The sequence below is a fragment of the Phaeobacter sp. JH20_37 genome (assembly GCF_048056015.1).
Classification (GTDB): Bacteria; Pseudomonadota; Alphaproteobacteria; order Rhodobacterales; family Rhodobacteraceae; genus Phaeobacter; species Phaeobacter bryozoorum.
This window is the reverse complement of the sequence record NZ_JAYMWW010000014.1, coordinates 1-18416: the sequence shown is the minus strand read 5'-3', so window position 1 is coordinate 18416 and position 18416 is coordinate 1. Positions and strand designations below refer to the sequence as shown.

16 protein-coding genes and 1 pseudogene are annotated in these 18416 nt (G+C 58.9%); 4 read left to right on the top strand and 13 right to left on the bottom strand.

Going from position 1 to position 18416, the window contains the following annotated elements:
* Window position 1: 1 nt before the first annotated feature.
* The gene (locus VWZ87_RS11395) at window positions 2-571 is read left to right on the top strand and encodes a DUF2087 domain-containing protein (RefSeq protein WP_416534985.1); all 570 of its coding nucleotides are present in this window, start codon (window positions 2-4) and stop codon (window positions 569-571) included.
* 16 nt (window positions 572-587) lie between these two features.
* Here the strand turns inward: VWZ87_RS11395 and VWZ87_RS11390 are convergent, their stop codons facing one another.
* The 3 genes from VWZ87_RS11390 to VWZ87_RS11380 form a co-directional block, all read right to left on the bottom strand.
* Window positions 588-2555 carry a peptidoglycan -binding protein gene (locus tag VWZ87_RS11390; RefSeq protein ID WP_340546261.1) on the bottom strand — a complete coding sequence of 656 codons (1968 nt, stop codon included), beginning with the start codon at window positions 2553-2555 and terminating at the stop codon, window positions 588-590.
* Between the two features lie 3 nt (window positions 2556-2558).
* Window positions 2559-3740 (bottom strand): biopolymer transporter ExbB, encoded by a 1182-nt coding sequence (locus tag VWZ87_RS11385; protein ID WP_340546262.1) that lies wholly within the window; start codon window positions 3738-3740, stop codon window positions 2559-2561.
* A gap of 79 nt (window positions 3741-3819) precedes the next feature.
* Window positions 3820-4350: a gamma-glutamylcyclotransferase gene (locus VWZ87_RS11380; RefSeq protein WP_340546263.1), complete on the bottom strand. Its 531-nt coding sequence runs from the start codon at window positions 4348-4350 to the stop codon at window positions 3820-3822.
* Window positions 4351-4414: 64 nt separating this feature from the next.
* Here VWZ87_RS11380 and VWZ87_RS11375 point away from each other — a divergent pair, with 64 nt between their 5' ends.
* Window positions 4415-5419, top strand: a complete 1005-nt coding sequence (locus tag VWZ87_RS11375; RefSeq protein ID WP_416541669.1) for a DUF2125 domain-containing protein — start codon at window positions 4415-4417, stop codon at window positions 5417-5419.
* Here VWZ87_RS11375 and VWZ87_RS11370 read toward each other — a convergent pair.
* Genes VWZ87_RS11370 through hisC form a run of 3 tightly spaced genes read right to left on the bottom strand, consistent with a single transcriptional unit; the run spans window position 5416 to window position 8290 of the window.
* Window positions 5416-6291 carry an extensin family protein gene (locus VWZ87_RS11370; protein WP_416534983.1) on the bottom strand — a complete coding sequence of 292 codons (876 nt, stop codon included), beginning with the start codon at window positions 6289-6291 and terminating at the stop codon, window positions 5416-5418. The genes VWZ87_RS11375 and VWZ87_RS11370 overlap by 4 nt on opposite strands.
* Window positions 6288-7208 carry a prephenate/arogenate dehydrogenase family protein gene (locus VWZ87_RS11365; protein WP_416534982.1) on the bottom strand — a complete coding sequence of 307 codons (921 nt, stop codon included), beginning with the start codon at window positions 7206-7208 and terminating at the stop codon, window positions 6288-6290. The genes VWZ87_RS11370 and VWZ87_RS11365 overlap by 4 nt, the downstream gene beginning before the upstream one ends.
* Window positions 7205-8290 carry a histidinol-phosphate transaminase gene (hisC, locus tag VWZ87_RS11360; protein WP_416534981.1) on the bottom strand — a complete coding sequence of 362 codons (1086 nt, stop codon included), beginning with the start codon at window positions 8288-8290 and terminating at the stop codon, window positions 7205-7207. Before hisC ends, VWZ87_RS11365 begins: the two co-directional genes overlap by 4 nt.
* Window positions 8291-8442: 152 nt before the next feature.
* Between hisC and VWZ87_RS11355 the strand changes: the two genes are divergently transcribed.
* Window positions 8443-8904 (top strand): Lrp/AsnC family transcriptional regulator, encoded by a 462-nt coding sequence (locus VWZ87_RS11355; RefSeq protein ID WP_340546268.1) that lies wholly within the window; start codon window positions 8443-8445, stop codon window positions 8902-8904.
* 42 nt (window positions 8905-8946) lie between these two features.
* Here the strand turns inward: VWZ87_RS11355 and VWZ87_RS11350 are convergent, their stop codons facing one another.
* From VWZ87_RS11350 to VWZ87_RS11335, 4 genes and pseudogenes are all read right to left on the bottom strand, one after another.
* On the bottom strand, window positions 8947-9531 hold the full coding sequence (locus tag VWZ87_RS11350; protein WP_416534980.1) for a PA14 domain-containing protein: 585 nt from the start codon (window positions 9529-9531) through the stop codon (window positions 8947-8949).
* A 206-nt stretch (window positions 9532-9737) separates the two neighbouring features.
* Window positions 9738-10358, bottom strand: a complete 621-nt coding sequence (rpsD, locus tag VWZ87_RS11345; RefSeq protein WP_072505221.1) for a 30S ribosomal protein S4 — start codon at window positions 10356-10358, stop codon at window positions 9738-9740.
* Between the two features lie 280 nt (window positions 10359-10638).
* The gene (locus tag VWZ87_RS11340) at window positions 10639-11724 is read right to left on the bottom strand and encodes a Hint domain-containing protein (RefSeq protein ID WP_416534979.1); all 1086 of its coding nucleotides are present in this window, start codon (window positions 11722-11724) and stop codon (window positions 10639-10641) included.
* Between the two features lie 442 nt (window positions 11725-12166).
* Window positions 12167-12266, bottom strand: a pseudogene (locus tag VWZ87_RS11335) (hypothetical protein); the annotation flags it as partial.
* Window positions 12267-13151: 885 nt separating this feature from the next.
* Here VWZ87_RS11335 and VWZ87_RS11330 point away from each other — a divergent pair.
* Complete coding sequence (locus VWZ87_RS11330) at window positions 13152-14405, top strand: hypothetical protein (RefSeq protein WP_416534978.1); 1254 nt, start codon at window positions 13152-13154, stop codon at window positions 14403-14405.
* A 75-nt stretch (window positions 14406-14480) separates the two neighbouring features.
* Here VWZ87_RS11330 and VWZ87_RS11325 read toward each other — a convergent pair whose 3' ends face one another.
* From VWZ87_RS11325 to VWZ87_RS11315, 3 genes are all read right to left on the bottom strand, one after another.
* Window positions 14481-15572 (bottom strand): hypothetical protein, encoded by a 1092-nt coding sequence (locus VWZ87_RS11325; protein ID WP_416534977.1) that lies wholly within the window; start codon window positions 15570-15572, stop codon window positions 14481-14483.
* Window position 15573: 1 nt separating this feature from the next.
* The gene (locus VWZ87_RS11320; protein ID WP_416547659.1) at window positions 15574-16656 is read right to left on the bottom strand and encodes a M12 family metallopeptidase; all 1083 of its coding nucleotides are present in this window, start codon (window positions 16654-16656) and stop codon (window positions 15574-15576) included.
* A gap of 149 nt (window positions 16657-16805) precedes the next feature.
* Window positions 16806-17429, bottom strand: a complete 624-nt coding sequence (locus VWZ87_RS11315; protein WP_416536978.1) for a hypothetical protein — start codon at window positions 17427-17429, stop codon at window positions 16806-16808.
* Window positions 17430-18416 lie beyond the last annotated feature (987 nt).

The window sequence follows — 18416 nt, the reverse complement described above, 5'->3', positions numbered from 1 at the left end:
TATGACCCGAAAACCGCTTCCCCTACAGGTGGATGACCTGTCCCATTTCTCCCGCGCCTTGTCCCGGCAACTGGGCGAGGCCAGCCCCTCGCATCTGACACTGATGAACATGCTCGCCCGCGCCGCCGGTTTTCAGAACCTGCAACACCAGCGCGCCATACAGGCAGCGGCCCGACGGCTCGCGAAAACCACAATGGCGCCGGCGGCTGATCATCGGCTGATCGAGCGCACGCTGGGCCATTTCGATGACGACGGACGGCTGCTGCGCTGGCCGTCAAAACGCGCCGTGCAGACGCTTGCGCTGTTTGGGCTCTGGTCGGTCTTTCCGGCCGACAGGGCGTTGCAGGAGGCGCAGGTGAATGCGCTGCTGATCGGCGAACATCGCTTCAGGGATCCCGCAACCCTGCGGCGCACCATGATTTCCTGTGGATTGCTGACCCGGCAACGCGATGGCAGTGACTACAGGCGTATCGAACAGGAGCCCACCGCCGAAGCCAAAGCACTGATTTCGCGACTGGCAGCCCGCCGCAAACTGCGCACCCAGGCAGCAGCGCAGATCACGCGCCGGTAGCACCGGCAATGGCACCTCAGCGCTCGGTGAATTTCAGCTCGATCCGGCGGTTCTGCGCCCGTGCGGCCGCAGTCGGGGCTGGGTTCACCGGCTGATATTCACCAAATCCATTGGCAGACAGGCGCTCGGGCGGGATGCCCAGCGCCTGCACCATGTAGCGCACCACCGACAGCGCGCGGCCCTGGCTCAGCTCCCAGTTATCGGCAAATTTCGGGTGCACCCCCAGCGGGGTGTCATCGGTGTGCCCATCAACCCGGATGATCCAGTTGATTTCCGGCGGAATGGCCGCTGCCACGGTCTGCAGGATCCCTGCGACCTTGGCGATTTCAGCCCGCCCTTCCAGCGACAGATCGGCGCTTCCGGGGGCAAACAGCACTTCCGAGGCAAAGACAAAACGGTCGCCTTCGATCCGTACCCCTTCCTGATTACCCAGCACATCGCGCAGCCTGCCAAAGAACTCTGAACGATACTGCTCAAGATCCTGCGCCTTGGAGCTGAGCTGCTCTGCCTCAGCCTCCAGTCGCTTGCGCTCACTCTCCTCCAGCAGCCGACGTCGGCGTTCCTCGGCGGCGGCCCGGGCCAGGGCAGCGTTCAGATCCTGACCAAGGTTCTGCATCTGCACCGACTGTGCTGCATCACGGGCTTTGTAATCGTCCAGCAGAGCCTGCAAACCGCCAAGCTGTTCGCGCAGGGCGGCGACCTGCTGGTTCAGCAGTGCGGTCTGACGCCGCGCCTCCTCGGATATGGCCTGCTCGGCGTTCAGGCTCTCGCGGGCCTGTGCCAGCAGGGCGGCACGCTGCTCTGCAAGGCTCGCCAGCTCGGCGCTTTCGGCGGCCTGATCCTTGCCGTCGCTCAGGGCCGCCAGCAATCGCTGCTGCAACAGATCCCGGTCCGCAGCAGCTGCATTGGCCTGTTCCAATTTGCCCAGCGCCTCCAGCAGGCGCTGTTCCAATTCGGCCTGCGCCGCCGTGGTGGTTTCAAGATCCGATTGCGCGGTGTCACGGCTCTGCCGCAGCCGGTCCAGCTCTTCCTGCAATGCCGCGACCTCGCTATCGGCGCGTGTCTGTGTGGCATCGAGCTGCGCCAAGACACGGGTCAGCCGCTCGGCCAGAACATCCCGGTCCGCGCTCGCTGCCTGTGCGCTGTCGAGCGCGTCCAGAACCTCGGCCAGCCGCGCATCCAGCTGGTCCTTGGCCGTTTCAGCAGCGGCAAGCAATGTCAGCGTATCCTCGGCGGCCTGCCGCTGCGCCTCAAGCGCGAGGGTCATGGCGGTCAGTTCGGCATCCGCATCTTGCAGCCGGTTGCGCAGCGCCTCGGCGGCAGCCGCCTCCGCAAGGCGCGCTGCCTCGGCAGAGGTGAGCTCCGTTTCCAGCTGCTGCGCCGCTGCCGTGGCATCCGCCGCCGTAGTCTCCAGATCGGCAACCAGTGCCTCCAGCGCCTCGCGTTTGGCCGCAGCCAGCCGGGCCGCCTCCGTCTGGGCGTCGATTTCACTGCGGCTGGCAGCCAGCGCCTGCGAGAGCGCGTCACGCTCGCCTTCCAGTTCAGACTGCGAGGCCTGCAACGCCGCGCGCTGTGCGGTCAGATCACTGATCGTGGCATTGGCCTCCTCCTGGCGAAGCAACAGCTGCGCAACCTGCGCCTCAAAATCGCTGATCTCTCCGCGCGCCGCCGACAGCTCCGCCTCGGCAGCCTCAAGCGCGCCCTGCGTGGTGCCGAGCGTCGCCGACAAGGCGCCAAGACGGGCCTGCAACTGGCTGTTGGCCCGCTCCTCCAGCCCAAGCGCATCCGCCAGCGCCCCGACTTCCGCGGCCAGTTCATCCAGCTGACTTTCCTGCCCCGAAATCGTCTCGCGCAGCACAAATTGAACCACCATGAAGATGGTCAGAAGAAACATCAGGACCAGCAACAGACCCGTCATCGCATCCACGAACCCCGGCCAGATCGAGGCCTGAAAACGTTGTCCGGTGCGACGTGACAGGGCCATCGCTTAGTCCTCGGAGCCGCGTGCGGTGCGACCCAATCCACGCGGTCGGGCAAAGGCCTTGACCAGGAGGTCGATATCCTTGCGCAGCTCCGCCAGGCTCTCCTGACGGCCGGCGGAGATTTCTTCGAGGATGCGCAGCATCTGGACGTCGATAGAGCGCAGCCGCATCCGGCTTTCGGCATCCAACCCGACGTCGCCATGGGCGCGCATCAGTTCGGTCAGGGCCTCCTGCCCCACTGCGACCCGCTCCAGCGCCCGGGCCGTGCCTTCGGTTTGGTCCTGCCGCCGGTTCATATCTGTAATCGCATCCACCAGCTCGGACAGTTTCTGATCCACCCCGGCGCGGGCTTCGGAGGTTTGCACAAACATCGACTGCAACGCGTCCATCTGCTCGGTCATGCTGTCCAGCACACCTGCAAGTGCCGTGTTTTCACCGCCGCCTGTCTCCTCGCCTGAGGAAAAGCTGACGCGGGTAAAAGACGACAGCCATTCTTCAAGCTCACGGTAGAACCGGTTCTGACCATGGCCTGCGAACAGCTCAAGCAGCCCGACGATCAGCGATCCCGCCAACCCCAGCAAAGACGAGGCAAAGGCAACGCCCATGCCGCCCAGCTGCGCCTCAAGCCCGGTCATCAGCCGGTTGAACACTGCGATCCCTTCCTCGCCTTCCTGCGGGGCGAGGCTGCGGATGGTATCGACCACCGCTGGCACCGTGGTCGCAAGACCATAGAACGTCCCCAGAAGGCCAAGGAAAATCAGTAGGTTAACGATATAGCGTGTAATTTCACGCTCTTCGTCGATCCGGGTCGCAACGGAATCGAGGATAGAGCGGGTCGATGATGAGCCAAGCTGCATCCGCGCGCCCCGCGACCGCAACAGTGACGCCAGCGGTGCCAGCATCGACGGCGGGCGAACATCCTCTCTGGCGACCCCGGCAGCGAAAGCCTCGATCCAGCGTACCGACCCGATCAGTTGCAGCACCTGCCAGAAACAGGCCATCACGCCGAAAACAAACACCAGACCGATAAACCCGTTGAGCCAGGGGTTGGCTTCAAACACCGGCAAAACGCGCGGCAGCGCCACAAAGGCCCCGAACCCTGACAGCCCGAGAGCGATCAGCATCATGATAATCTGGCGTACCGGTTGGGAAAACTGCGGTCTGCTTTCGCGGTCTGGCTGCGCCATAGCTGTGGCTCCTGACACTTTTTTTTGGTGCTCTTGCAGAACCGGAGCCTATAGGCAAATCCTCAAAAGAGCCAAGGCTTTATGACGCAAGATCCCGCACACGCGCCGCAAGCCAATCCAAATCAGCGTCGCGCAGCCCGATCTCCGCCAGATGCTCGGCCGTATTGAACAGATATTCGGTATTGGGGCCACGTCCCCCAACCGCTTCGGCAATGATCTGCGCCTGAGTTTCGAGGCTAATGCCGCCGCAATATTGGATATGATCGGGATCAATCACATAGGTCACGGCGGTAACTTCCCCGCCGCTGGCCAGCTGCACCGTCAGATCCTTCTCCACATAGGCCGAGGAAATCAGCTCCCGCGCCCGCAGTTCCAGCAAGGTCTGCTCTTCGTGGCCAGCCTCGACCGCCAGCGCGATTCCGGTACAGGCCGCCCCTTCGATGGCATCCAGCGCCAGCACAAGACCGGGTTTCTCCTCGCTGCCGCGATGATGGATCGACTTCATGCAGAAGGACCGCGCATAGCCCGGCAGGGTCGCAACTTCGCGGCGGGCCACCGGAAAACCCGGATTCCACAACAAAGATCCGTATCCAAATACCCACATGGTCATGACGCTGGCCCTTTTTTGATCGCGGTCTATAAACATCAAATCCCACGTCCAGAAAAGAGGCCGAATGATGATCCGTTGGACAAAAATGCTGCTCATTTCGATCTCCGTCTGGAGCCTCTACTGGGCGGTTGCCGCCTGGGGCCTGCGTCAGGGGCTGGATGGCTGGTTTGCCGAGCAGCAGCGGCAGGGTTGGCAGGCCGATTATGCCACGCTGCGCACCTCGGGCTATCCACTCTATCACCATCACCGGATCACCACCCCGGCCCTCGCCGATCCGGGCACCGGCACCGCATGGCGTGCCGATTGGCTCGACATCCGCAGCCTTGCACTCTGGCCCGGCACCGTGACGCTTCTGCTGCCGCCGACACCACAACGGTTCTCCTATTTCGACAGCACCGCGATCCTGCACGCCGAGGGGCTGCGGGCCGAGCTGCAACTGGCACCGGGATCCGCGCTGGACCTGGAACAGCTGCACATGATGGCCAGAAACTGGACGATACAGAGCAATGGCAAACCCGAGCTGAGCGGTCAGGCGGTCCTGCTGGAGATGACGCGGACCGATGCGCAGAACCACTACCAGATCCACGCCGATGCGCAGGGTGTGTCCCCTCACCCGCTGTTGCGCCAGCGGCTGGCGGCGACCGAGGGGCTTCCCGAGCGGCTGGAGACGGTCACGCTCGACATGAATGTGGGCTTCGACACCAGCTGGAACCGCAGCGCGATTGAGCTGCGCCGCCCGCAGCCGCGCCAGATATCGCTGCATCTGGCCGAGGCCCGCTGGGGCCCGATGCGCATCAAGGCGACGGGCGAACTGCGTCTGGATGAGACCGGCCTGCCAGAGGGCGATCTCGCGCTTCAGGTTGAAAACTGGCAGGACATCCTGCAAATGGCCGAAGCCTCAGGCAGCCTGCACCCGACTGCGCGCTCCGGGATTGAGCGGGTTTTGCGGGTCTTTGCCGGGCTTGGCGGCAACCATCGCGACCTTGATCTGCCGCTGACTTTGCGCTCCGGCTATGTCACGCTCGGTCCGCTGCCGATCGGTCCAGCGCCCCGTCTGATCCTGCGCTAGCGGCAATAAGGACCACCGCGATGGCGGGCGACGTCCAGATGGAAATGATCCAGATGGTACCGGTCCGAAAGCGGCCCCAGCACGGTGCCAAACGGGCCACAGGCACCTTTCCACATCTTCCGCAGCCCCTTGCGCGTGGCGCGCGCGGTCCAGCCTTTCAGCACCGTGATCACCTTGCCGCTCTCCAGAACGAAGCCCGAGATATCAATCGCCTTGGCCCGACCATGTTCTGAGATCTTTGCGCCCGGCCGGTTGTTCCGGGTGCGGCAGGAATAATGCGCCGCCACCCTTAGGGCCACCACCTTGTCACGCCGGCCAAAGGCCTTGACCACATCCCGCTCCACCCATTTCTTGAGCGCGCGGGCGGTGTCGCAGGTCATCACCGACTGCTGGCTGAGCGTCACCCCGGCAACCGAGCGCACCCGCACCGCGTTCTTTGCGCCGCAGCCGTTCAGACGCCCTGGTACGGCACCCACCTCTGCTCCCTGAATGTCGATATCACCGCAGACCGAGGTCTTGCGGCGTTTGCGTTTGCCGAACAGGATTTTCTCCGCCAGATCGCCGGGCCGCAGATGTGGACGCAGAGAGGCCTCTGGACCGGTCGGCATCATCGGCAGGCGCAGCGCAGCCATGGCGACGGCCTGTTCAGACGGCGGTCGCCCTTGCGGGCGCAGATCCGATGAAACGGTGACCGCAGCAGCGGCGGGCGTCGGCGTCAAAGCGGCGACAGCCGCCGGATCCGGGCGCGCATTGGGCCGCAGCGAGCGGTCAGGCGCATTGGCCGCAGTGGCCCCGGCGCTGACGGCGATCATGACGATCAGCCCGGCTACCGTCGCAACCGCCTGCGCCCCCGACCGCCAGCCGCGCCTCATGACTTGGTCTCGCGGCCGAAGTTCGGCGCCGCCGTATCCTGCCCGGCCTCGATAATGCCCCGGCGGATGGCCCGGGTGCGGGTGAAATACTGGTGCAGATGCTCCCCATCCCCGGTGCGGATGGCCCGTTGCAGGGCAAACAGCTCCTCGGTGAAACGTCCCAGAATTTCCAGCGTCGCATCCTTGTTGGTCAGGAATACATCCCGCCACATGGTCGGATCGGAGGCGGCAATCCGGGTGAAGTCACGAAATCCCGCAGCCGAGTATTTGATCACCTCGCTGTCGGTCACCCGGCGCAGGTCATCAGCCACGCCGACCATCGTATAGGCAATCAGATGCGGCGCATGCGAGGTCACCGCCAGAACCAGATCATGGTGATCCGCGTCCATCTCATCGACGTTGGAGCCCATCCCCTCCCAGAGCCGGCGCAACCGGTCCACCGGGGCGCGCTCGCAGCCCTCAACCGGCACCAGCAGACACCAGCGGTTGTCATAAAGCTCGGCAAACCCGGCCTCGGGCCCGGAATGTTCGGTGCCCGCCAATGGGTGGGCCGGCACGAAATGCACCCCGTCGGGGATATGCGGCAACACCGCGTCGATCACATGGCGTTTGACCGACCCCACGTCGGAAACCGTGGCACCGGGTTTCAGCACCGGCGCAATGTCCGCCATCACAGCATCCATCGCCCCCACAGGCACACAGAGCACGACCAGATCAGCGTCCTGCGCCGCCTCCGCAGCCGTCTCGCAGACACGATCACACAAGTTGATACGGCGCGCGGTCTCGCGGGTCTGTGCGCTGCGGGCATAGCCGGTGATCTCGCCTGCCAGCCCGCCACGGCGAATGGCATGTGCCATGGAGGAGGCGATCAGGCCAAGACCAATCAGCGCGATGCGGTTGTAGATCGGCGCGCTCATGCCGCGCCATCCTTGAACGCCTTCACAGCCGCAACCAGTTGCTTGCATGCGGTCTCATCGCCCACGGTGATCCGCAGCGCTGCGGGCAGCTTGTATCCGCTCACCCGGCGCACGATCAGCCCGCGCGACTGAAGGAAGGCATCGCAGGCGCCCGCTTCTTCCGGGCTGGCAAAGCGCGCCAGAATGAAATTCGCACAGGAGGTGTCTGAGGGCACACCCAACTCCGCCAGCGCCTCGGCCAGCCAGCCGCGCCACTTGGCGTTTTCCTGACGGCAATGTTCGGTATACTCCGCATCCCGCACCGCTGCCTCCGCCCCGGCAAGCGCGGTGGACGACAGATTGAACGGACCGCGCACCCGGTTCAGCACGTCAATGATGACTTTCGGCGCATAGCCCCAGCCGACCCGAGCGCCACCCAGCCCGTAGATCTTGGAGAAGGTGCGCGTCATCACCACATTGTCGCGGCTGGCCACCAGCTCGGCCCCGGCGTCATAATCTTCGACATATTCCGCATAGGCGCCATCCAGCACCAGCAGTGCTCCCCGTGGCAGACCATCGGCGAGCCGGGCCAGATCAGCGGTGCCGATCATCGTGCCGGTGGGATTGTTGGGATTGGCGATGAACACCAGCCGCGTGCGCTCGCTGCATCCGGCCAGCAGCGCATCGACATCGGTGACGCGTTCGCGTTCCGCCACCTCGACCGGGGTCGCCCCGGCCGCCAGGGCGCTGATGCGATACATGGCAAAGCCATGCTCGGTGAACAGAACCTCATCCCCCGGCCCCGCATAGGCCTGACAGAGAAAGGTGATAATCTCGTCACTGCCCGCCCCGCAGATGATCTGCTCCGCCGGCAGGCCGTAGACCTCGCCAATCGCCTGACGCAGGGCGCTGTGATCGGAACTCGGATACCGGTGCATCTGAGAGACCGCCGCCTGCATTGCCTCAATGGCTTTCGGGCTTGGCCCCAATGGGTTTTCATTGGAGGAGAGCTTGGTCACATTGCTCACCCCTTTCACATGGGCAGCCCCGCCCTCATAAAGGGCGATGTCCAATATGCCAGGCTGCGGCGCGATGTGGGTCATGGTAGATGCTCCTTGATGCCGCCTCGTAATAACCGCCTTGGCAGCAATGGGAAAGCGGCAAGACGCCTCTTGCCGGATTGCAATGTCCCGGTCTTGTCCGTTGGCTGCACTGAGTGATTGAACTCCGCCATGCCCGCCGCCATGATGGTGCCATGACCCATAAGCTGGATAACATCGACCTGGCCCTGCTGCGCGCCCTGCAGCGTGACGCCAGCCTCTCGCAGCGCGATCTGGCAGAGCAGGTCGGCCTGTCGCAGAACGCCTGCTGGCGACGCCTGAAAACCCTGAGCGAAAGCGGCCTGATGCAGGGCACCACCGCCCGTCTGGACCGCAAGCAGCTGGGGCTGGATCTGGTGGTCTTTGTGATGCTGCGCACACGTCACCATTCGGCGGAATGGTTGCAGACCTTTCGCCGCCATGTGCTGACCATCCCCGAGGTGGTCGATTTCCACCGCATCGGCGGCGATTACGATTACCAGCTGAAGGTCGTGACCGAGGATATGGCCAGTTACGACAAGGTCTACCAGCGCCTGATCGAAGGTGTCGAGCTGGACAGCGTCACGTCGTATTTCGCCATGGAAGCCATCGCCGAAGGACGCCCGCTGCCGCTATAGCCGCAGGCGCCCGCAACCGGTCACCGCCAATCCGCAGTCCTGTCAGCGGCCAAAAGCCTTGTTCGGCATCCAGGTGACACGGCTGCCCTGCGGCCCCATGCGCATATGCAGGCAGGAGGTATTCAGCCGCTGAAAATACAGCACATGGATCGGATACCAGCCGGCTTGCGGCACCTCCACCTGCTGGGCAAAGGTCTCCTGACAGGTCTGCCGACCATCAAATTTGCCGACCACCTTGCCGCCGATCGTCGCCCGGATGCCATCATTGGTGAGGAAATCAATCGTATAGATGCCCGGCGCATCAAAACGCACATAGCCACGGATGTCAGCCGCGACATGCTCCGAGCGTTTGGAGGTGAGGGCATTCTGCCCGATGCTGGTGTCGCGATAGTCAAGCCCCTTGAGCGGCGGTCCGACCTCAGCTCCGGCCTCCAGCGCCTTGGCAGCGGCGCGCAGCGTCTTGACGTCGTCGGGATAGGCATAGCGCACCGTCAGACCCGGCTTCAGCCCCGTCGGTTGCGGGTTGGCCGGGGTCAGACGCAGGGGCGCCGCCCATGAGAGTGTTGCTGTGAGTGTTGCGGTGACAGCTGCCATTGCAGCCATCCCCAGAATACGGGTCATTTTCATCGTCTACCTTCCTGTTCATCGCCTCTGAGCGGGCGTCTGCAAAAAGGATAGGTCCGCAAAGGGGCAGCTGGCAATCGCAAATGGCGGCAGCGGCGGGTGGCGCCTGTCATCCCAGGCGATCACCAGTGACCTTCCGCTGCGGTGGCAAATGAAAAAGGGGCCGCCAGATGGCAGCCCCTTTCTGTCGTGTCCGGTTCGGACAGGACTTAGTTCTTGGCGTAGAATTCGACGACCAGGTTCGGTTCCATCACAACCGGGTACGGCACGTCGGACAGGCCCGGTGCGCGCACGAAAGTGGCGGTCATCTTGGAGTGGTCGGCTTCGACGTAGTCAGGAACGTCACGCTCTGCCAGCTGAACAGCTTCCAGCAGTGCGGTCATTTGCTTGGACTTCTCGCGAACCTCGATCACATCGCCTTCCTTCACGCGGTAGGAGGGGATGTTCACGCGCTTGCCGTTGACCAGAACGTGACCGTGGTTCACGAACTGACGGGCCGCAAAAACGGTTGCAACGAATTTGGCACGGTACACAACCGCGTCCAGGCGGCGCTCCAGCAGACCAATGAGGTTTTCACCTGTGTCGCCTTTAACACGCTCAGCTTCGGCGTAGATGCGACGGAACTGCTTCTCGGTCAGGTCGCCGTAGTAGCCCTTGAGCTTCTGCTTGGCGCGCAGCTGGATACCGAAATCCGACAGCTTGCCCTTGCGGCGCTGGCCGTGCTGGCCGGGGCCGTATTCACGACGGTTCACCGGGGACTTCGGACGGCCCCAGATGTTCTCGCCCATACGGCGGTCAATTTTGTACTTGGCAGACGTGCGTTTGGTCACGGCTGATCTCCTTCAGTTTTGGTCGCACCCCAAAGGGCTGCATCGAAGGGCGTTGTCCTCTTGCTCCGTGTCGCGAAGGACCGGGTGATCCTTGCGCTCTTCGGGCATGACAGGCATTCCCTTGCGGGAGCCGCCAACACCAATGAAGCCGCGTGTATAGACGAGGGCGAGAGAGAGTCAACCAGCTTTTCCGCCCCTATCGCGCCTTGCCAAAGGCAGAGGGAAAAACGGCTCCGCGAGCGGCGCAGTCGCACGGTCTCAGCGCGCGGCCGACAGGCGGTCAGGCTGCTGCATGTCGCAGGATTGCCGCCTCCGGCTGGCTGAGATTGCGGCGCGCGAATTCGCCATAGCGCATCGCATCGACTTCCAGATCCGGCAGCTGCTGCAACAGCCGGGTGCGATCCTCATCGCGCAGCGCGCTCAGCGCCGCCTGGGCGGGGTGAAAGCTCTCCGTCTCGACCCCATTGGCCCACAGCACCTGATGCTCCGCCAACAAGACATGAATATAGGTGACCTCGCGCAGCTGCGTATCGACCGCAATCTCGCGACCATTGATCAGATCGCGCGCCGCAACCAGCACCTCGGGCGTGTTGAACAGGCTTTGCACATGCGGCCCTCGCAGCAGCATGCGATGGCTCGGCGAGACCAGCAGATCCGCATCGGGCCGCTCGATGCCAAGCGCCCCTCCCTTGATCCGCACCGGGCGCAGCTCGGGCGCGACGAACAGCCGTGCGCCGGTCATCCGCCGCGCGCCAATCCACTGGATCTGCTGGGCGCCGCTGTCGCGGGTCTGGATCCAGTCGCCTTCCCGCAGCTGTTCAACCGGTACCGCCCCCGCAGGGGTGCGCAGCATGGTTCCGGGGGTAAAACAGATCACGCCGGTATGCGACCGCACATCGCGTCGGTCGCCTGTGTCCATCCGCACATCGACGACCCACAGGTCCCTGTCGTTCGGAGGTTGAGAATCGACAAACATCAACAGCGGCCGCTGCACGGGCCCGACATCAATCAGCGTCACCGTGTAATTGCGCCGCCCGTCGGTCACCACGAAATAACGATCCCGCAGCACCGTCTCCGGGCGGTCCTCCTCCGGCCGGGCAGCCGGGCGGTCCCGCCCCTGCGGTCCGGGTTCGATCGCCAGCCCGACCAACCGGCGCACGGACCGCGCCGCATTGCGCCGCAGATCCCGCTCCGCATCGCCAGGTTCCAGTTCCAGGAGATTGCCAGGCCCGTCGACCCGCAGCGGCGCCCCGCGCCAGCGCCAGCTTGCCCCGGCGGCCAATGCCGACACCGGCGCCCCCGGCAGACCATCCACTTCGGTCTGCCCCCACGAAATGACGTAGGTGCCTCGAAAGCCTGTTTGCATATGCTCGACTGCCTGTCTCTGGCGGTATTGTTGTTAAACCAACGTTAACAGAAACCGCCCGCCCACAAAAGCCACATCACCAGAACGGTTCACAGTCCCTCGTCCTTTATGGTCAAAGAGATGCAGCCTACGATTTCAAGACAGCTCACATGAGGAAGGACGAAAGGGATGGTGGTTGTCGGCTGGCAGGACTGGGAGCGACAAGGGCTGGAGCATTGCGTCTGCCGTGAGACCCCGCAAGCGTTCTCAACAGACCGGCCTTGGCGAGCACTTCGCCCAAAAAAACGTTTTCCAGCGTCAACTGGCCTATCTTCGCGTGCAACGATTTGACATCGATCTCGGGCTCCTTCGACGCCTTCGGCTTGTCGTCAAAAAACGTCTGTCACGCGGCCTAGGGGCTGGTCTTTCCATTGCTCGACCTCGTTCGGATGAACGTCAAACTGCGTCGCCAATTCGCTCATCGCTTTGTCGCCCTTCAAAGCTGCCAATGCGACTTTCGCCTTGAATGCAGGGCTGTGGTTCCGTCTGGGTCGTCTGGCCATCGTCGCTCCTTCGTCCCGGCACGCTGCCGGATCAGGAGCGGGAAATCCACCTAGCTCAACTGTCCATATTTCTCGGGCCAAATCTGTGTTTCCACACATCCAGTGCTACGAACGCCAGAAGCGCCCCTTGGGGCGCCATGTTGTTTATTTTATCTGGTATATTTGGTTGCGGGAGGGCGCAGCAGACGATCCCGGCGCCCGGGTGGGGGAAAAGCAAAAACCTCCGCGGCAGGACCGGCGGAGGCATCGCAAGTATCGTTGGTTGCGGGGGCTCGCAACTCACGATTTCTGCGGTTGGTCGAGAGCATGGTCCCGCGGCTTGCGGCGTAGAAGTGGCCACCACATCGTGCAACAGGGCCAACCGTGCTCTTTCAACCCTCACGACGACAAAGGTGAGAGCCGAGACATCCTGTGCACACGATCCGCACATGCAGCATCCCCAACCGCGCTAAATTGCTATGGCTTCGGTCCGATCCTCCATCAGCCGATCCGAGTTCAACTGGAAATCATTGCCAACACCGGACCTCCGTTGGCTCAGCGGCGAATGCCGAGTCAGAGCCAAGCTAGTACCTTCTTAGTCAGCCTGCAGCGAGTATCCGGTCCTGGGGTGCTTCTCAACCGCCCGAAAACGCAGGCCAAGCGAGAGACAAGGTTTTCAAGAGACAGTTCCGAGAGCACCTGCCGATAAATTTCTTTCGTTTTCCAGACAGGCCTGCATACCTCTCAAAAACCATCGAAACTGAGAGACCCTGCAGCTCTTGCCGATCGACGACATAAACAACTTAACAGAGCACTTGAGCAATTTAAAAAGAGAGACCCTTTGCTGCATGGTCAACAATAGTCTATTCTGATCTTAACTTCGTGCCCGAAGCCAAGGGGGACAATTTGACTTATTCTGTTGTGAAGGGATTTCTTGCCGCAGTTGCTTTTTCCGCTGTTCCATACCTGCCGGCAAACGCGAACTCCCCAGAGATCCAATCCTTGTATACATCCGGGGATTGCTCTCCAATCTTCATAGATATTGAAGGTTCAGTTGATCTCAAATGTGGCTTAACTGCAGAACAAGCGTACTGGGATGCGATTTCTTCGTCTACAAAAATGATCGATTTCGAAAACTACTTGCTCCGATACCCCGGGGGTCGTTTCGAAGAAGCGGCTCAAATAAAACTCGCAGAATTGCACGCCGCATACGGCAAAGCGATCTCGCATTTTAGAACAGCGCTCCGACATGTTGAGGCGATTGGAGTCGGTGGTGATGTCACTTTCATTCAACAACAGAACGAGCGAGCGCTCCTAAACCTGGGACTGGCAATTGAGAATTACCCGTACTTTGCCGAAGCGCATTTTGAGATGGGAAAGGTCTTCTGGTGGCAAAAGGACTATCCAAAGGCGCTAGAAGCTTTCAAACGGGCAATAGATGTTAATCCTGTATACTCGGAAGCCTATCTTTACGAAGGTTTCAGTTATGAGAACATGAGTGAGCAGGCCTTGGCTTGTGAGAGCTACATTTCTTTTCAAGCAACAAATAACTATCTACCAGCTCATGTGTTCGAACACTTTGGCTTTGTTATGAGGGCATTTTCTACCGAGTTTTTGACTTACCGTGGTTGCCGCGCGCCCGATGGCTTTCGTTTGGGAAAAACGCTTGAAGAACACACACGCGTCTTGGATTGCGAGACTACAAATTGGTCGGATGAGTTAGAACAATGCTTTCAGATGGGAAACGCGACTGCAATGCACCGTCGCGCGCAAGAGCTCTGGATCGACGCGTGGAACCAAGGGGATAAAATTAAGGGGAAGGAAGCTCTCGACATCTGGCAAGAACTGGCAGACAGAGATGATCCAAGAGGATATCGAGGTGTCGCTTGGATATTGGACCACGAACTGGTTGTACCTATCGATTGCAACAAAGTAGTCGACTACTATCAACGGGCTGCAGCGGTTGAATACCCGGATGCTATAAGCGACCTTGCTAGACATCATCTCTACGGCGAGTGTCTACCAAAGGATGTTAGGAAGGCTCGCACGCTCTATGCTAGAGCAGCAGTGTTAGGAAATTCTTATGCTCAAGGCATGTTGGAAAATATTGATAGCTGCAAATCCAATCCTCAACATTGGCTTCAACCTTGCGACTGGTAGTCCAACGTAATTATCAACCGCCTGCAAACTACCGCAAATTCTTATGTGAAAAGACTTTCGCTCGTACACTTACAATTAAATTGGGTACATCCGGAAAATAGCCAATTTGTCCTGTAGTGAAAGTGAGTCCACGTTCTTAGTACAGTTGTCCTCTGGCGAGGCGAAGATCTCGTCAGGCAACTTAAACTGCATGATGGATGTAGGATCAAAGCCTAACATCGAATATCCCTCTGCGTCTCCCGGTAATGTTCGCAAATTAACTCTTACGTGCGTCTCTGACCAACCAAATCTACTCCCGAAATACTCAACCGCAGCAGCAAAATCGATATCCTGAACGCAAGACTCAGGATGGAAAAACACGTGACTCAGACCAAGAGCGTGACCAAACTCATGAAGAACAGTTCCTTCTTGATGATTGTATAGCCACATTGTTGGTTCATCTTGGCCTTTGCTAAGTGCGGACCTTCCGATGAAAGTAGTATTACGTGGGGGATTTGGACGGAGAGACACTCGGATTTCATTTCTCTCATTAGGGTGGCAGACGCGGGGGAAGCCCTCAAGCGAGTATCCAAAATCGAAAGAAATATTCCCATACAACGACCAATTGTTCGCGATATCAGCAACCTTCTTCTGTGATTCCCGGCTACCATCAAAAAAGCAGACTTTTAATTGACTTCCAGCCTCCCATTTTAATCGATCAACGACAACCCCACCGGGGTTTAGACCGAGCTCAGCAATCTGTTGCATCGTTTGGACCATTTCGGCTCTAGCATTCGCTCGAATGCCGTCTATCTGCATCTGTAAAGCTGCGAGATCACTTTCTGCACCGGCGATGTCACCGCTCGCAATTAGCGAAGACGCTTTTTCCCTCTCTTCAACGGTCATAAATGCTGCAATTTTTGAGTATTCATCTACGACTTCGAAATATCTTTCGGCCCATTTCTCCGCACGTTCGTTGGCTTCATCAAGCGCAAGACTTCGGGCAGTGATTTCTTCAATGAGTGGTGCGAGTACTTCCTCAGGTACTCCACCACAATCAATGCGTACGTTGCCCGCGTCGATAACTATAGGGCTGCATCGGCCACTTGTAATAACTTCTTCTGCAGAAGACGCCTCCACGCCGCAAAAAGTGAAGGTGAAAGCCCACAATAGATGAGATGGCCGCATATCAATTGCAGGTGATTGTTACATCACCAGCATCATTGATTATTGGTGAGCAATCGCCAGAAGTTCTTTGAGAACCGATAATCGTAACCTTACCTTGCAAATCAGCATCTACTTCACGGTCAGGGACAAAGGCGGTCGCCGCGTTGATTAAGTTACTTAGAGTCGCAAGCGTTTCATCGGGCGCATCCTCTTCTTCAAGTCTAACAGCCAACGATGAGTGTAGCCTATTTAGGTAGTCATCCTGTTTTTGCGGGAGACTGGGATACGTTTCCTCCGCTGCGGCAACGTCCAAGTCGGAGAGGCTGGTATTCTTTTTGATGTAGCAACTAGCAGCGCTGCCTTGTTTGAACCAGCTTGCAGGGAGGGCATAGTGCATTATGGACTTTGCATCATACTCACTGGTCCGCAAGCGCTGCGAAGCTACAAGTGGGCGAAGGTTGTGATCAACCTTGTCTTTGTCCCATTTGTTTGGCGGCTTTGCGAGCTCTGCGTACAGTTTGTCCCAGTCAATTTCGTCCTCACAGTTTGCCTCTGGGCTCTGGTGCTCATGTTTCAATCCAAGAGCGTGCCCGAGTTCATGGAGGATTGTGCCACCCACTGAACGCCGACTAATCAAGCTGAATGGCTCCGCCATCGAAATACGCAATGAGGGTTTTGCTTGAGAAACCTTGGCGGAGTCAGTCCCAACGTACGACCAGTTCCCGCCCCCGGGTGCCAGAGCCACTCGGATGTGATAGTCTCCAGAAGCGCTACATCCGTAAAAGGAAGGTGCTGTACCAAAGTCGAACGAGATAGACGTGATTTCGTCCCAAACATTTGCTGTATCAACAAAAAACTGCTTCGCTGCTTCTTGCCCCGAATAGAAGCAAACCTTCAACGTCTGTCCAGCCTCCCAAACTTTGAACTGATCCACCACCGATTGTTCTGCACCGAGCCCTTCATCAATAAGCTGCTGTTCATCCTCCAAAATCTCCGGGGGGCCAAATATGCCAACTTCGTTTTCCGAAGTACTATGTGCGTGTGTGGAGGATGCTATCGCACCTTGCAGCATCAAAGCAGTAAAAAGCAATCTAGATTTCATCATAACGTCTCCCATCAAAACCCATAAATTGTCTCACCTAACTGAGTTCCTCAGCAGGCGAGCCCGGCAAAATGAAAATTTACTTCAACTATGCACCCATCAGCGCTTAAATCAAGCCATCAAGGGCAGACTCCGTGCATGACCACCGCCGATCAACTGCTAATCGTCTTTATCGCTTCAACGACCTTCGACATCTCTTGTTCTAAGTCTATCATGAGTTTCTGGTACGACGAAATCCATTCATCGATCGCTTCGAGGCCTTCTGGAAGGCCGGAAACTTCGAATTCTGCAGACTCGTTTTCAAAAATGTATAAAAGCGCAATGCGTCTGCTCGAAAGTAGACCGTGAATTCTTTGAAAGTCATTTTTCCGATCAATCGTGAGGGTCGATTCAAAAACGAACAAAGCTTCCCGCGCGTGCGTAACTAGATTGGCGATTTCACTCACTTCCGCTTGAACTGCATCCCACTTTTCTTGAGATGGATCTTGGGAGAAGGCATGCAGGAGTGGCAGTAGGTAGTTGAATTGCTGGCCAGTAAGTCGGCTCAAAGCCCAATAAGCCTCTTCGAAGCTCTCAGAGCTAGCGCTGATAGCTTCCTCTCGCGTAAGGTTGCATTCAATAGTTACGTTTGCTCCGCTAGCAACTCCGTTAATAATTGGACTGCAATATCCCTCAGTGCTGTCTTCAGCATGGAGGGCGTGAACAAAGGCGGCCAAGGTCAGATAACTGACCAAACCGATCAATGCTCGCCGAGATTTGATGGATGCACCTACCAAAACTTCGCCTCGCTAGAACCCAAACTCGCCTATCACTGTAGCTTTTGGCCCAATGATCAAACCGCCGTCGGGAATGGGCAAGTCTGGATCAAGACCGACGTCCCCCGCATCAGCTCGAATGCCGTCCGGAAATGCCGCGAGCGCTGCAATCCTGTGCTCCTCAGACACACGATGACCTTCACAAGCTCCATTTCTGTTCCAAAGCGCACTTGAGATTGGTCCAGCAACTGTTGATGAGATTGTAGACGCAGCTATGTCATTCCTGCTTACCTGCCCGGAAACCTGCAAAGCCTTGATGGATTCCGCTATGATTACGGCCGAGTCCCTAAACGTAAGGTCGCTCATCTTCGCTTCTTCCTCAGTTGGGACCCCATCGACCAAACAGTGGTGAGCAATGAAGAGCCAATCGTGGATCATATATGCCGGAGCGTAGCCCCATGGGGAAAAGCCCCTAAAGGCAGAGGCTAGCTTAGGGATTGATCCGCCATCCGTGTACATCAGTTCCGGGCGTATTGTCTCACCAACCTGATTACCAGCCGCGTCGTAGCGTGTAAAACGAAGAGGATCATTCGGATTGGGAACAAAAACAAAATTCCCGTCGCCCAAATACGGAGACCCCTCTCCAATCCACATCACGAAAAGTCGGCCTTCAAAGCGCCCATTCTTAGAAATGGAGGAATAGTCAAGCGGCGCACAGCCAATCAAACAAACACATGAGGCTAGAAGTAATTTAGCATTTCTTTTCAAGGACCTAAGAAACATCTGCCCCTCATTCCAGCCTCAACCATCGAAAGCGCTCCATCCCGCCCAACAAGAACCAGACAAGCACAGTTTTCACAACCTAAGCAACTGTTTTGGTGGTGCTCATGAGGCTGACAGCAGATATCTAGGGCGCGTTGACTGTACGGAGCACCCTGCCGTACAGCTTTCGAATCAAGGATCAAGCTGCATGCACAGTTCTTGGATCGAACTCGCAATTCTGGATTG

Coding starts and splice junctions, on each gene's coding strand:
- VWZ87_RS11395 (WP_416534985.1), top strand. CDS start 2: ATGACCCGAAAACCGCTTCCCCTACAGGTGGATGACCTGTCCCATTTC.
- VWZ87_RS11390 (WP_340546261.1), bottom strand. CDS start 2,555: ATGGCCCTGTCACGTCGCACCGGACAACGTTTTCAGGCCTCGATCTGG.
- VWZ87_RS11385 (WP_340546262.1), bottom strand. CDS start 3,740: ATGGCGCAGCCAGACCGCGAAAGCAGACCGCAGTTTTCCCAACCGGTA.
- VWZ87_RS11380 (WP_340546263.1), bottom strand. CDS start 4,350: ATGACCATGTGGGTATTTGGATACGGATCTTTGTTGTGGAATCCGGGT.
- VWZ87_RS11375 (WP_416541669.1), top strand. CDS start 4,415: ATGATGATCCGTTGGACAAAAATGCTGCTCATTTCGATCTCCGTCTGG.
- VWZ87_RS11370 (WP_416534983.1), bottom strand. CDS start 6,291: ATGAGGCGCGGCTGGCGGTCGGGGGCGCAGGCGGTTGCGACGGTAGCC.
- VWZ87_RS11365 (WP_416534982.1), bottom strand. CDS start 7,208: ATGAGCGCGCCGATCTACAACCGCATCGCGCTGATTGGTCTTGGCCTG.
- hisC (WP_416534981.1), bottom strand. CDS start 8,290: ATGACCCACATCGCGCCGCAGCCTGGCATATTGGACATCGCCCTTTAT.
- VWZ87_RS11355 (WP_340546268.1), top strand. CDS start 8,443: ATGACCCATAAGCTGGATAACATCGACCTGGCCCTGCTGCGCGCCCTG.
- VWZ87_RS11350 (WP_416534980.1), bottom strand. CDS start 9,531: ATGAAAATGACCCGTATTCTGGGGATGGCTGCAATGGCAGCTGTCACC.
- VWZ87_RS11340 (WP_416534979.1), bottom strand. CDS start 11,724: ATGCAAACAGGCTTTCGAGGCACCTACGTCATTTCGTGGGGGCAGACC.
- VWZ87_RS11325 (WP_416534977.1), bottom strand. CDS start 15,572: ATGCGGCCATCTCATCTATTGTGGGCTTTCACCTTCACTTTTTGCGGC.
- VWZ87_RS11320 (WP_416547659.1), bottom strand. CDS start 16,656: ATGATGAAATCTAGATTGCTTTTTACTGCTTTGATGCTGCAAGGTGCG.